General features: G+C 71.9%; 13 protein-coding genes. 8 read left to right on the forward strand and 5 right to left on the reverse strand.

What is annotated here, in order from left to right:
* Positions 1 to 106 precede the first annotated feature (106 nt).
* On the forward strand, positions 107 to 1,249 hold the full coding sequence (locus DEJ16_RS12520; protein WP_110825383.1) for a glycosyltransferase: 1,143 nt from the start codon (positions 107 to 109) through the stop codon (positions 1,247 to 1,249).
* Between the two features lie 49 nt (positions 1,250 to 1,298).
* Here the strand turns inward: DEJ16_RS12520 and DEJ16_RS12525 are convergent, their stop codons facing one another.
* Positions 1,299 to 1,898 (reverse strand): TetR/AcrR family transcriptional regulator, encoded by a 600-nt coding sequence (locus DEJ16_RS12525; protein WP_110825382.1) that lies wholly within the window; start codon positions 1,896 to 1,898, stop codon positions 1,299 to 1,301.
* 24 nt (positions 1,899 to 1,922) lie between these two features.
* Between DEJ16_RS12525 and DEJ16_RS12530 the strand changes: the two genes are divergently transcribed.
* The 4 genes from DEJ16_RS12530 to DEJ16_RS12545 all read left to right on the forward strand — a co-directional run bounded on the left by DEJ16_RS12530 (position 1,923) and on the right by DEJ16_RS12545 (position 6,797).
* The gene (locus DEJ16_RS12530) at positions 1,923 to 2,945 is read left to right on the forward strand and encodes a hypothetical protein (protein ID WP_146232879.1); all 1,023 of its coding nucleotides are present in this window, start codon (positions 1,923 to 1,925) and stop codon (positions 2,943 to 2,945) included.
* Positions 2,946 to 3,078: 133 nt separating this feature from the next.
* Positions 3,079 to 4,188, forward strand: coding sequence for an acyl-CoA desaturase (locus tag DEJ16_RS12535; protein WP_110825380.1), 1,110 nt, complete (start codon positions 3,079 to 3,081; stop codon positions 4,186 to 4,188).
* Positions 4,189 to 4,263: 75 nt separating this feature from the next.
* On the forward strand, positions 4,264 to 5,922 hold the full coding sequence (locus DEJ16_RS12540) for a long-chain fatty acid--CoA ligase (RefSeq protein WP_110825379.1): 1,659 nt from the start codon (positions 4,264 to 4,266) through the stop codon (positions 5,920 to 5,922).
* Between the two features lie 23 nt (positions 5,923 to 5,945).
* A complete protein-coding gene (locus DEJ16_RS12545; RefSeq protein ID WP_110825378.1) occupies positions 5,946 to 6,797 on the forward strand; it encodes a hypothetical protein in 852 nt (283 codons plus the stop codon).
* Here the strand turns inward: DEJ16_RS12545 and DEJ16_RS12550 are convergent.
* Genes DEJ16_RS12550 through DEJ16_RS15805 form a run of 4 tightly spaced genes read right to left on the reverse strand, consistent with a single transcriptional unit; the run spans position 6,742 to position 10,251 of the window.
* Positions 6,742 to 7,587 (reverse strand): ABC transporter ATP-binding protein, encoded by an 846-nt coding sequence (locus DEJ16_RS12550; RefSeq protein WP_110825377.1) that lies wholly within the window; start codon positions 7,585 to 7,587, stop codon positions 6,742 to 6,744. The two genes, DEJ16_RS12545 and DEJ16_RS12550, sit on opposite strands and share 56 nt — an antisense overlap.
* The gene (locus DEJ16_RS12555; RefSeq protein WP_110825376.1) at positions 7,584 to 8,603 is read right to left on the reverse strand and encodes an iron ABC transporter permease; all 1,020 of its coding nucleotides are present in this window, start codon (positions 8,601 to 8,603) and stop codon (positions 7,584 to 7,586) included. Before DEJ16_RS12555 ends, DEJ16_RS12550 begins: the two co-directional genes overlap by 4 nt.
* Entirely contained in the window at positions 8,600 to 9,376 is a 777-nt protein-coding gene (locus tag DEJ16_RS12560) for a trans-aconitate 2-methyltransferase (protein WP_110825375.1), read from the reverse strand. Before DEJ16_RS12560 ends, DEJ16_RS12555 begins: the two co-directional genes overlap by 4 nt.
* On the reverse strand, positions 9,376 to 10,251 hold the full coding sequence (locus DEJ16_RS15805) for an ABC transporter substrate-binding protein (RefSeq protein WP_181419584.1): 876 nt from the start codon (positions 10,249 to 10,251) through the stop codon (positions 9,376 to 9,378). Before DEJ16_RS15805 ends, DEJ16_RS12560 begins: the two co-directional genes overlap by 1 nt.
* A gap of 547 nt (positions 10,252 to 10,798) precedes the next feature.
* Between DEJ16_RS15805 and DEJ16_RS15810 the strand changes: the two genes are divergently transcribed.
* From DEJ16_RS15810 to DEJ16_RS12575, 3 genes are all read left to right on the forward strand, one after another.
* Entirely contained in the window at positions 10,799 to 11,083 is a 285-nt protein-coding gene (locus DEJ16_RS15810) for a hypothetical protein (protein WP_181419585.1), read from the forward strand.
* A gap of 30 nt (positions 11,084 to 11,113) precedes the next feature.
* Positions 11,114 to 11,362 carry a hypothetical protein gene (locus DEJ16_RS12570; RefSeq protein WP_110825373.1) on the forward strand — a complete coding sequence of 83 codons (249 nt, stop codon included), beginning with the start codon at positions 11,114 to 11,116 and terminating at the stop codon, positions 11,360 to 11,362.
* 203 nt (positions 11,363 to 11,565) lie between these two features.
* Positions 11,566 to 13,113 (forward strand): choice-of-anchor D domain-containing protein, encoded by a 1,548-nt coding sequence (locus tag DEJ16_RS12575; RefSeq protein WP_181419586.1) that lies wholly within the window; start codon positions 11,566 to 11,568, stop codon positions 13,111 to 13,113.
* The last annotated feature ends 210 nt before the right edge of the window (positions 13,114 to 13,323 follow it).

Raw genomic sequence — 13,323 nt, forward strand, 5'->3', positions numbered from 1 at the left:
CACGGCCGTGTCGGGCCTCCCGGCCGGACAGGCTGCTCCGCCGTGCCCGCCCGGCCGGCGCACCCTCCCGATCCCCACGAACCCACGAACCCTGGAAGGACGCACCATGCGCATCCTCTTCTCCGGTGTCCCCGCACTCGGACACCTGCTCCCCCTCGTCCCCCTCGTCCGCGCCGCCGCGACGGCGGGGCACGACGTCGCCGTCCTCACCAGCGGCGGCATGCGGGACGCCCTCGCCGCCGAACTGCCCGGGGTACCGGTCCTGGCAGCGGGCCCCATGCCTCCCGAGCTGTTCGCGGAGGTGGCCCGGCGCCTCCCCGGCAGCGACCCGGCGAACCGACCGGAACCCGCGGCCGTCGCCGAGTTCTTCGCCGGGACGCGGGTCGACCTCACCGTCGACGACGCCGTCCGCGAAGCGAGGACGTGGGGTCCGGACGTCGTCGTGGCCGACGCGGTCGACCTGGTGGGACCGCTCGTCGCGGCGACGCTCGGCGTCCCGTACGCCGTCGTCGCGTTCGGACCGGAGGTGCCCGATGCGTTCCGACGTCCGATGACGGAGCTCGTGCTCCCCCGGTACGCGGGCCGGGGCCTGGTGCCGTCACCCCCGGTGGCGCTGCTCGACCCGACGCCGGCGTCCCTGCAGGCGTCCGGGTGGACGCAGCACCCCCTGACCGTCCCGTTCCGGGCGGAGCCGCACAGCCGTCCGGGCGACACCACTCCGCTGCCGCCGTTCCCGGCGTCCGAGCGGCCGCGCGTGCTCGTCACGCTCGGGACGGTGTTCGGGGACGCCGCACTCCTGACGGCGATCATCGACGGCCTCCACCCTGACGAGGCGGACGTCCTCGCGACGGTCGGCGTGATCGGGGACCACCTCGAGGACACCGACCACGTCCACCACGTGCCGTTCCGGCCGATGCGAGAGCTGCTGGACGGCGTCGACGTCGTGGTGAGCGCTGCGGGAGCGGGTACGGTGCTCGCGGCCGCGAGTGTCGGCGTCCCGATGGTGCTGCTCCCCCAGGGCGCCGACCAGTTCATCAACGCCGAGCGTGCTGCCGCGGCCGACGTCGCCGTGGTGGTCGACGAGCCCGCTGCCGTCGGGCCGGCGGTGCACGCGGTGCTCGCCGGGTCGCGCCATGCCGCCGCGGCCCGTCGGCTCCGCGAGGAGAACGAGCAGCGTCCGAGCGCCGGGGACGCGATCGCCGTGCTCGTGGACCGCGTGACCCGCGCCACGAGCGCCGCCGAGCGGTGACCCGGCGGGCCCTGGGCCGCCGACCGGCCCGGGGCCCCGGCAGGCGGCGTCAGACCTCGGTCAGCCCGGGTCCTCCGGGACCCGGACCGATGACCGACGCCACGAACCGACGGGCATCCTCGTCGTCGTGCTCGTGCAGCCGCATGCCGAGCAACGTGTTGATGAGCATCCCCTTGGCGAGGAACGTCTCGGCGGCCGACGGCGTGAGGTGGGCGTCGTCGACGAGGAACCGGAGGATCCGCGTGAACCCCTCCCGCGCGACCGGCCCGATCACGGGGTCCGCACCGAGCATGTACGACTGCATCACGATGAGGTGGACGCCGTCCTCGGTCGCGAGCGTCCGGTACGCCTCGCCGAGTCGGGACTCGACCGTGCCCGGTTGCCCGTCGTCCAGCGCCGCACGGAACGTGTCGAGGACCGCTTCGAGACAGCCGTCGATGACCGCGAGGAACAGGTTCTCCTTCGACCCGAACATCCGGACGACGTAGGGCTGGCTGATCCCGGCGGCCTTCGCGATCCGCTCGGTGGTCGCCCCGTGGTACCCCTCGCGGGCGAACACGGCGGCCGCGGCGGCCAGGGTCGCCTCCCGCCGCTGACTGCCCGCCATGCGCTCCGCTGCCCTGGGGACCGGACCCCTTGCCGTCGTCATGCCCCGAGGGTATCATCCGATTCCATGAGTAATGAATCGATTACTAACCAACGCTCCTCCGTTCCCTCGCTCCCGCCGCTCCGCCGGGTCCTCCCGGTCCTCGTCGTACAGGTGCTCGTCGCGATGGCCATCGCCGGTGCGTTCGCCGGCCTCTACATCGGACTGCAGAAGGCCCCCGTGCCGCACCACCTGCCGGTCGCGGTCGTCGGCGCACAGCTCGCCGACGCGGCCTCGACGGCGCTCGGTGACTCCGCCGACGTCCGTCCGGTCGACTCCGCAGCCGCCGCTCGCGCCCTCGTCCGCTCACACGACGTCGTCGCCGCGCTCGTCCCCGCTGCCGGCGGATCGACGCTCGCCGTCGCCGGCGCGGACGGGCGGAGCGCGACCGGTGCGGCGACGGCCATGCTGAGCGGTGTCGCCCGGGCCGGCGGCGTCCCGGTGACCCGCACCCAGGACCTCGTCCCGCTCGTGACCGGGGACGGGCAGGGCATCGCGGGCTTCTACCTCGTGTTCGGCACCACGCTCGCCGCCTTCGTCCTCGCCCAGATCATGAACTCCCTCGGCACCCTGGCCGGCCTGCGGGTGCGCGTAGCGGTCACCGTCATCGGGAGCATCGCCGCGGCCGTCGTCGTGGCCGTCATCGCCGGACCGGTCGCCGGCGCCGTCCCCGCGGCCCCCGCTGTCGTCGTCGGCGTGCTGGCGCTGCTCGCGGTGGCCGTCTCGCTGTCGACCCTGGCCATCACCGCCCTCCTCGGCCCGATGGGCGTCGTCGTGTCCACGCTCGTGTTCACCACCCTCGGCAACGCGACCAGCGGCGCGACGGTGAGCACACACCTCCTGCCGCCGTTCCTGTCCGCCGTCGGTGGCGCACTGCCGCCCGGAGCGGCGTTCGGGGCGGTGACGGCGGCCAGCTACTTCGACGGCGCCGGCGTCGGCCGCGCACTCCTGACGCTCGGCCTGTGGATCACCGGAGCCGCGATCGCGTTGTCCGCCGCCGCCGCCCGTCGCCGTGCCGTCCGGCATGACCGCCGCTCGCCGTCGGCCTGAGCCGAGCGACATGCTCCGTCCTTCCTGAGCACTCACAGGACTCCGCATCTCCATCGCCTATCGTGGCGACCAGCGCGATCGCGCGAACAGCCCACGCCGGTGCAGACCGGCGGCGACGGAAGGTCGGTCTGCGTTGACCACCACCCCGATCCAGCCCGGCTACACCCGCACCCGGCCTGCAACCGGTCCCAGGGGCTCGAGCACGTCCACCTACTCGGCCGTCCTCGCGCAGGTCAAGCAGCACGACCTGCTCCGCCGCCGCACCGGGTTCTACTGGTCGCTGTTCGGCTCGCTCGTCGGCACGCTCGCACTCGCGTGGATCGCCTTCGCCGTGCTGGGCGAGTCGTGGTTCCAGCTCATCGTCGCCGGCGCGCTCGGCGTGGTCTTCACCCAGTTCGCCTTCCTGTCGCACGAGGCCGCGCACCGTCAGGTGTTCGCCTCACAGCGCTGGAACGACCGCGCCGGCCGCTACGTCGGCACGTTCCTGGTCGGCCTGAGCTACTCGTGGTGGATGACCAAGCACACCCGCCACCACGGCAACCCGAACACGATCGGGAAGGACCCGGACATCGCCGCCGGCGTCATCCGGTTCACGCCCGAGGACGCAGCGGAGACCCGGGGTGCGCGGAGCGTCTTCACCCGGTTCCAGGGGTGGCTGTTCTTCCCGCTCCTGACGCTCGAGGGCATCAACCTGCACTGGTCCGCCGTGCACACCGTGCTGACCGGCGCCGACACCAAGGCCGACGTCCGGGCACGCGTGCTCGAGGCGACGCTCCTCGTCCTGCGCTTCGGCATCTACCTGACCGTGCTCTTCTGGTTCCTGCCGTTCGGCATGGCGTGCGCGTTCCTCGGTGTGCAGCTCGCCGTCTTCGGCGTCATGATGGGTGCCTCGTTCGCCCCGAACCACAAGGGCATGCCGACCATCGCGCACGACGCCAAGGTCGACTTCTTCTCGCGCCAGGTGCGCACCTCGCGCAACATCCGCGGCGGTTGGTGGGTGTCGTTCCTCATGGGCGGCCTGAACTACCAGGTCGAGCACCACCTGTTCCCGTCGATGCCGCGACCGGCCCTGAAGAAGGCCCGGCTGCTCGTCCGTCAGCACTGCGAGACGCTCGACGTCCCCTACACGGAGACGACGCTCCTGCGCTCGTACGGCATCGTCGTCCGCTACCTCAACCGCGTCGGCCTGGCCGCCCGCGACCCTTTCACCTGCCCGATGGTCTCGGAGCTCCGCATCCACTGACGGGTCGGCGAACCGCACCGCGCTCCCACCCGTACGATCGACGGACACCCATCGTCGACGGAGACGGAGCCCGGCATGACCACCACTGACCTCGCCGCACCGGCGGACGCAGCGAGCGTCGGACGCCCCGCTGCCGACCATCCGCACCACCACGCGACCGCGTCCGTCGCCGCGATCCTCGCGGAGTCAGCGGCCCGGTACCCGGACGACGTCGCCGTCGTCGTCGGCGAGCAGCGCATCACCTACGCCGAGCTGTGGGACCAGACCCTCGCGTACGCGGGCGCTCTCCGCGCCCGCGGTGTCACCGAGGGCAGCCGCGTCGCGATGCTCATCCCGAACGTGCCCGACTTCCCCCGCGTCTACTACGCGACCCTCGCGCTCGGCGCCGTCGTCGTTCCCGTGCACGCACTCCTCAAGCGGCACGAGATCGAGTACGTGCTCCGCGACAGCGGAGCGGCCCTGCTCGTCTGCGCCGCACCGCTCATCGCGGAGGGTGCGGCGGGCGCCGCACTCGCCGGGGTCGACGTCGTCACCGTCCTCGCGCCTCCCGTGGCCGACGACGCCGACGGTTCCGCCCCGCCCAGCCTGGAGGCCCTCGCCGCGTCGAGCGCGCCCCTCACCACCCTCACGCCCCGCGACCCCTTCGACACCGCGACGATCCTGTACACGAGCGGCACCACCGGGCAGCCCAAGGGCGCCGAGGGATCGCACTTCGCCCTGCTCGAGCAGGTGAACACGCTCCTCATGAGCACCTTCGACATGCGACGGGGCGACGTGCTGCTCGGCGCGCTGCCGCTGTTCCACACCTTCGGCCAGACCTGCACCATGAACACCGGCTTCCGCGCCGGCGCGACCATCGTCATGCTGCCGAAGTTCGACGGCGACGCCGCACTCGCCGCGATGGTCGAGCACGGCTGCGGCATCTTCATGGGCGTTCCGACGATGTACATGGGTCTGCTCGACGCAGCGACCCGGACCGACGCCCGACCGCACCTCCGGTACGCGATCTCCGGCGGGGCCTCGTTGCCGCTCGCCGTGCTCGAACGGTTCGAGGCCGTGTACGGCGCGCCGATCCACGAGGGCTACGGCCTCACCGAGACCTCACCCGTCGCGAGCTTCAACCACGTCGGACGGACACCCCGTCCCGGCACGATCGGGACGCCCGTCTGGGGCGTCGAGGTCGAGATCGCCGACCCAGCCGTACAGGACCGCATCGAGATGCTGCCGCGCGGCACGATCGGCGAGCTGGTCATCCGCGGCCACAACCTCATGAACGGCTACCGCAACCGACCCGACGCGACCGCCGCGGCCGTGGTCGACGGGTGGTTCCGGACGGGCGACCTCGGGACGAAGGACGACGACGGCTTCCTGACGATCGTCGACCGCACGAAGGACATGATCATCCGCAACGGCTACAACGTGTACCCGCGCGAGGTCGAGGAGGTGCTCGCCGCGCACGAGGACGTCACGATGGCCGCGGTGTTCGGGGTTCCGCACGACGTGCACGGTCAGGAGATCGCGGCGGCGGTCGTCCTCACCGACGGCGCCACGACCACCTCCGACGAGCTCGTCCGGTACGTCGCGGACGCCATCGCCGCGTACAAGTACCCGCGGGTCGTCCACGTCGTCGACGCGCTCCCCCTCGGTCCGAGCGGCAAGGTGCTCAAGCGTGCCCTCGTCGAGCGGTTCGGCTCGGAGCCGGTGCCCGGACCGGAGGAGCACGCCGGCGCCTGACCGACGTCGGTACGCTCGGCCGGGTGGAGCTGATCACGGACGTGCGTCGAGCCGACTGGCTCGTGCGACGCCTCCAGGCCTCCGGGACCGTCGCCGGCACCGTCGGCGGCGGGTTCGACGGGTACGCCCGCGTCCTGCACCCGCTCGCGGCCTTCCGGGAGGACCGCTCGGTCCTCGACGAGCACGGCGACGCTCCGGTCCTCGAGACGAGCACCTGGCGGTGGTCCGACGTCGCAGCGAGGACCGGGCGGACGGTGGACGCCGGGGTCTCCTGGAGCGCACTCAGCGCCAGCCGCGACGAGGACGTGCTGTTCGACGACGGGTGGCGGGTCGAACCGCCTGTCGAAGGCTGGCTCGATCCGCGCCTGCTGGCCGCACTCACCTCGCACCTCAGTGCCTCGACGGCGACCCCGCTCGACCTGGTGGCGGCGGTGTGGGACGGATGGGGGGACCTGAGCGGCGGCTCCACCCTCGTGTCCGGGTGGCAGGACGGGACGCCCGATGCGACGGAGCGTGCCCGCGCCGAGGCGGAGGCCGCCCGCCTCCGCGCAGCGCACCAGGCGGCACTCGACGCCGTCCGCCGCGCACTCGCCGTGCCGCGACTGCACCTCACACACCGCGAGCACCTCCTGGTGCACACGACGGTCGCGGACTGGGCCGACCCGGCGTGGACCGAGCGGGCGGAGATCGCGGACGGTGTGCCGCTCGCGCACACGCCGCAGCTGTTGTGGCCGGAGGACCACGCGTGGGTCCTCGCGACGGAGATCGACTGCGACTCGACGCTGGTCGCGGGGACGCGACGACTCGTGGACGCGATCGTCAGGGACCATCGGTTCGAGGCGTACGAGGTGGACCCGGCCGACGGACTCCGCTGACCTCCGCGGACGTCGTCCCGTGCAGGTCGACGCGGAGGCCGTCGGGCGTCCGGACCGTCCTGCCACGGACGCGGAACACGTCCGCGAGCAGACCCGGCGTGAGCACGTCCTCCGGGGCACCAGCTGCGGCGACCCGTCCGCCGTGCAGGACCACGAGGTGGTCGCAGTAGCGCGCCGCGAGGTCGAGGTCATGCAGCACGACCACGACGGTGCGTGGGCCGGCGGCGAGCAGGTCGAGGAGCTCGAACTGGTGGTGCACGTCGAGGTGGTTCAACGGTTCGTCGAGGACGAGCACCGCGGGTTCCTGGGCGAGCGCGCGGGCGATCTGCACCCGCTGCCGCTCGCCGCCCGACAGACCGCTCCACCGCCGTTGCTCAGTCCCGGCCATGCCGACTTCGGTCAGCGCCTCCCGGCAGATGTCGTCGGCGTCGTCGTCCAGCGTCCCGAGCCGGGACCGCCACGGGAGCCGACCGAGCCGGACGACGTCGAGCACCCGGTGGTCGATGTCCGTGTGCGCCTGCTGTTCGACGAAGGCGAGCCGACGGGCGACCGACCGGCGCGGGAGCGTCCGGAGGTCGGCGCCGTCGAGTGTCACGGTGCCGCGGTCGGGTGCGGTGACGCCCGCGAGGCAGCGGGCGAGCGTCGACTTGCCGGACCCGTTGGGTCCGACGATCCCGGTCATCAGCCCGCTCGGCGCGAGCAGGTCGACGCCGTCCAGCAGGTCGACGCCCGGGACGGACCGCCCCACGTCACGCGCGCCGAGCACTCCGGAGCCGTCCCCAGCGGTCATGCGCGCTGTCCCCGGCGGAGGACGACCAGGAACGTCGGCACCCCGATGAGCGCCGTGACGACGCCGACCGGGATCTGGTGCGGTGCGAGCGCCAGACGTCCGGCGAGGTCCGCGACGACGAGGAACACCGCGCCGGCGAGGGCGGACACCGGCAGCAGGAGCCGGTGTCCGGGTCCGACGAGCATGCGGGCCGCGTGCGGGACGACGAGTCCGACGAACCCGATCGCCCCGACGGCGGCGACGACCGCAGCGGTGGTGGCCGCGGCGCCGACGAGGACCACGATCCGGAGCACTCGGACGTCGATGCCGAGCGCCACGGCGGCGTCGTGCCCGAAGACGAACGCGTCCAGCGCCGGCGCGACGGCCACGAACACGACGGTCGCGAGGACGACGACGACCGTGCACACCACGACCGAGGACCAGCGGGCTGCTGCGAGCGAGCCGAGCAACCAGTAGGTGATGCCGCGGGTGGCGTCCGCGTCGCCCCAGGCCGTGACCACGAGCGACGTCACGGCCGAGAAGAGCTGACCGACGACGACGCCGGTCAGCACGACACGACTCGTGCTCGCGGTGTCCCGCCCCATGAGCGCGAAGACGAGCGCGAACGAGACGAGGCCGCCGACCAACGCTCCCCCGGCGAGGGTGACGGACCCGGCGCCGAGGCCGAGGACGAGGACGAGGACCGCCCCCGTCGAGGCTCCGGACGAGATGCCGAGCAGGTACGGCTCGGCGAGCACGTTGCGGGTCACCGCCTGCAGCACGCATCCGCACACGGCCAGACCCGCTCCGGCCGCGGCGGCGAGCAGGACGCGCGGGAGCCGGAGTTGCCAGACGACCGAGTCGGCCAGCGGCGGCAGCGGCGTGAGCGGCAGGCCCAGGTGGGTGCCGATCGACCGCACGGTCTCCGCCCACGTGATCGAGCCTCCGGCCAGCGTCACGCCGGCGATGACGACGCCGACGAGCGCCACCGCCAGCACCGGCACGACGAGGGCACCGCGCAGGGCGGTCGGGGTCACCGGCGGGCGAGCACGACGAAGTCGTCGAGGTACTGCCAGACCGGCCCGACCTCGGCGAACCCGGCGACCTCGAGCGCCGCCGTGTGGAACGCGAGGCTGAGCTCCGGGTTGGGCGGCCGGTGCTCGAACCGGCGCTCCCGCTCGGCTGCCAGACGGCCGTACCGTTCGACCGCGGTGACCTCGGCGAACCACTGCTCCCAGTCGAGCGCACCCGCAGCACGGTCGGTCTGCTGCGTCCGCTCGTCGTCGCGGGCACTGAGCTCGGCGAACAGGGTGCGTCCGTCGAGGTGCCGTAGGTGGTCGGCGTTGAGCACGACACCGCCGGGGGCAAGGAGCTCCCCGAGGTCGTTGTAGACGCGGCTCAGGACGTCCGACGGCAACCAGTGCAGTGCGGTCGAGCTGAGCACTGCGTCGGGGACCGCCCCGTCGAGGCCGGCCGTCCAGTCGCGGTCCCACAGGTCGGCGTCGACGAAGCGCACCGGCTGCCCGGCGAGCGCCGTCCGCCCGAGTTCCAGGAGCACGGGGTCGAAGTCGACGGCGATGCAGGTGACGTCGGGGCGGCGGGCGAGGACCCGCTGGCTGATCGACCCGGGTCCGCTGGCGAGGTCGAGCACGACACCGCCCTCGGGGACGACGTGGTCCACGACGTCGAGCATGATCGTGAAGCGTTGCTCGCGGTGCGTGATGTACGCCGCCTGCTGGGCGTCCCAGGCGGACAGGAGATCGAGCGCGCGCTCGGTCTCGGCGGTGGTCGGGGCGTCGGTGGTGGTCATCATCGTTCCTCGGCGTACGCGGTCAGGGCGGTGGACACGGTCTGCAGGGCGTCGATGCTCCGCACCGAGGGGTCGAGCTCGGTGGCCGGGACGGCGACGAGGTGGTCCCCGCGGACGGCGCTGAGCCCCTTCGTCACGGCGTCGGACCGCAGCTGCGCGATCTTGTCGTCGGCGCTGTCACCGGACAGGCCACGGGACAGGTCGGCGACCACGATCACGTCCGGGTCACGCTGGGCGATCTCGTCCCAGCTGGTCTCGCCCCACTGTGCGTCGAGGTCCTCGAACGCGTTCGTCGCGCCGGCCACGCGTCCCATCGTGTCGGCGAGCCCGTTCCCGCCAGCCACGACCGGCGCTCCGTTCACGGAGGAGTAGAGCCAGGCGACGGAGGGCTTCCCGGTGTCGGACGCGGCTGCGGTGACCTGCTCGAGCGTGTCCCGCTGCTCGGCGACGAGGTCGCGACCTCGCTGGTCCACCCCGAACACCCGGGCGATGTCCGTCACCTCGTCGAGGATCGCGTCGAAGCCGACCTCGTCGGGGACGAGGGCGGGGTCCTCGCAGTCGTTCGTCGACAGGTAGGCCGGCACGCCGAGGTCGACGAGCTCCTGGCGGCTCCCCGCGGCCTCGGAGGCGAACGCGGAGGCCCGCATCGAGTAGACGAAGTCGGGATCCGCCTCGCGGAGCTGCTCGGTCGTCGGGTACTGGTCGGCGAGGACCGGCACGTCGTCGTACGCCTTCCGCCACTCCGGCGCGACCGCGTCCGTGAGGTAGCTCGTGCCGACCATGCGGTCTTGCAGACCGAGGGCGAGCATGACCTCGGTGGCGCCCTGCTCGAGGGTCACCGCACGCTCGGGAGGCGCGGCCACGGTGAGCGGCATGCCACAGCTGGTCAGGCTGGTCCCACTCGACGGGTCGGTACCCGAACGGTCTGCGGCGGTCGGGCTCGCACACCCGGCGAGGGTGAGCGCAGCAAGTGCCACCGCTGGAATGAGAATCGTTTTCACATCAGCACCGTAGGGGATGCTCGGAGGCGCGCCAAATCCGTGTCGACCTGCCCTGCGCCCGCGCCGGTCCGCCACGGGGCAGGTAGGTTCGGAGCAGGACGTCGTCGACAGGGGAACCATGACAGCGGTCGTGTGGATCACAGCGGTCATCGGAGGACTCGCGGCAGTCGCTGCACTCGCGCGGACTCGCCGCCGCTGACAGCGCGGCAACGATCCGGTCACGTTCGTCCAGCTCGTGCCGTAGGCGGCGACTCGCGGTGCTTCACTGACCCGCATGGGGCAGAGCCGGACACGCGGGCCGATGTCGGTCGTCATCGCGGTGGGCATCGCACTCGGTGCAGTCGGGTGCAGCGGGACACCGGCTGCGTCCTGCGCGATACCGACGATGGAGCTCCACGAGTCGTCCCTGCACCCCGGAGGGGTGGTCCAGCTCCAGGTCGACGCGGTCTGGGAGACGTGCGAGGACACCGGAGGCACCAGCCGCGCGGCGTCGGACGTCACCGTCGTCGTCACGCCCTCCCCGGACGGTGAGGAGGTCCTGCTCGGCCGGCCGACACCGCAGGGGTCGCTGTCCACGGTCGACGAGTCCTTCGACCTCCCGGCGGACCTCCCGGTCGGTCCCGCGGTGCTCGCGCTGCACACCCACAGCGGCGACCTGATCGACGCCGAGCTCCCCATCACGATCACCGCACCGCCGGCGACCTGAGGCCGCCGCACCGCACCCGACGGTTGTGCCGTGGTGGGCCCTGCCGGGATCGAACCGACGACATCCACGAGCGACGACCCGGAGGCCGGCTACCAGTTCGTCGACGTCCTGTTCGACGAGGTGGAGAAGAGCGTCGACGTCGAGCCGTGCGAGTCCACGCTTGTGGGGACCCGGAAAGCGGATGCCCGGGTAGCGTCAGGGCGGTCGTCCCGGGTCGGGACGGACGTGGGGACCAGAACGGACGACACATGCACCGCATCACCCGCGCGGCAGCTATGACAGCTGCCGCGCTTCTCACCGCCAGCGGACTGGGGCTCACGGGACCGCACGCAGCGTCAGCTGCGGCGCCGACACCGATCGGAACCGGAGGGGTGCTGCAGATCCTGTCGCCGAACCTCGCAGACCGCGGAACACCACAATTCGCCGACGGGCCGAACGTGCGACGCTTCGTCGCGGACACCACTCGCGGCATCGATGCTCGGATGACGAGCTCACCGACTTCGACCGCGTCGTTCACGCTGACGCCGCCGGACGGGAAACCCCTCGCCGCTGGTTCCTACCGGCTCGTCGGGTCGCAGCAGGCTGACTTCGCATCGGTTCCGACGCTGAAGATCAACGACGACTACGTGTACGGCGCATTCGACATCCTCGACCTTGCCTCCAACCCGACCAACGGCACCATCACCCGCTTCGACGCGGTCGTTCCCGGCATCGGCGAGTTCCGATTCGGGGAAGACAAGGCCGGGTCGGTCCTCCTCGGAGCGAACAGCTTCTCCTTCAAGAAGACGTTCATCGGCCTGAAGAAGAACGCGGAGCAGGTCGAGACAGTGCACAACACCGGGACCACGGCGGTCGCGCTCGGGAAGCCATCGATCGCCGGCGCCGATGCTTCGTCGTTCTCCGTCATGAGCAACACCTGCCGCACCACCCTCGCGGCCGGGGCGGCGTGCACCTTCAGGGTCGGGTTCGCGCCGAAGACCGCCGGTCCTCTGACCGCGAAAGTCGCGATGAAGATCGGCACGGCGAACAAAGCGGTGCGGCTGACTGGTTCGGCGTACCTCGGCACGACCAGCATCACGTCCTCGGGGAAGGACATCGTCAACAAGGGGAAGACGACGAGCGTCAACAGCTCGAACACCGCCATGCTCGTCACCGAAGACGGTTACGGCTGGACGTTCATCGCTGACCGACTCGACGGCTCCGGCACTGTCGTCAGTGTCCACGTCGAAGGCCCTTACCGGAAGCCGCTCGCGGTTGGTACCAGGAAGACGACCTCGACCTCGGCCGCCGGAGACTACGAGGTCCTCACCACCGTCAACGGAAGCGGCTGCGACACCACGGGTACCGAGACGGTGAAGCAGTTCCTGCTCGACCCGGTCACCGGCCTTCCGGACACGGCCGACATGTCCTTCACCCAGTACTGCTTCGACAAGATCCCGCAGACGGGGACGCTGAAGTGGCAGGCCCGTTCCGACGCCACCGCGCCCGCGGCGCCGACCGCTGTGGAGGTGTCCGCGACCAAACCGCGGAAGGTCACCTGGAAGGCCTCCGCCTCGAGGGACGCGAAGTCCGTCGTCGCACGGCTCGTGCAGGGCACCGGCGCAGGTGCCACTGCGCAGAGTGGGATACCGCTGACCGTCTCCGGCACGACAGCGACAGTCCCGTCCGTTCATTCCGGACAGCAGTACACGGTGCTGCTGTTCAGCGTCGACACCGCTGGGAACGTCAGCAAGCCAGCCACCGCCCGGTTCGGAACCGCACCCGTCACCGTGATGGCACCGGGCCGGCCGACCATCACCGCTGTGACTTCCGGACCCGGAACAGTCACCGTGTCATTCACGCCGTCGCCGGACAACGGCGGACTCCCCACCAGCTACACCCTCTCCGACAGCCACACGGAGGTCACGGGCACCTCCAGCCCGCTGACCCTCACCGGCGTTCCCGCCGGAGATGGGTTCGTCTACATCACCCCGAGGAACGCTGCCGGGGAGGGCAAGACGTCCTCCTCCGTCGGGATGACCGTCGAGTAACAGCAGACTGACGAACGCCCCGACCACTGCGCGTGGTCGGGGCGTTCGTCAGTGCGTCGCGGTCTCCGCGGCTGCGGTGTCAGCGCCGTGTTCGGCGAGCTCGAGATCCGCACGGACATGGCCGCGATCGCGGAAGCGACAGAGGCCCGTCGGTCCCGAGGCGGGTCGCGAAGAGGCGGCACTCGCGCTCGACTGTCGTGCACGCCGAGG

The organism is Curtobacterium sp. MCJR17_055 (assembly GCF_003224335.1).
In the GTDB taxonomy this organism is placed as follows: Bacteria; Actinomycetota; Actinomycetes; order Actinomycetales; family Microbacteriaceae; genus Curtobacterium.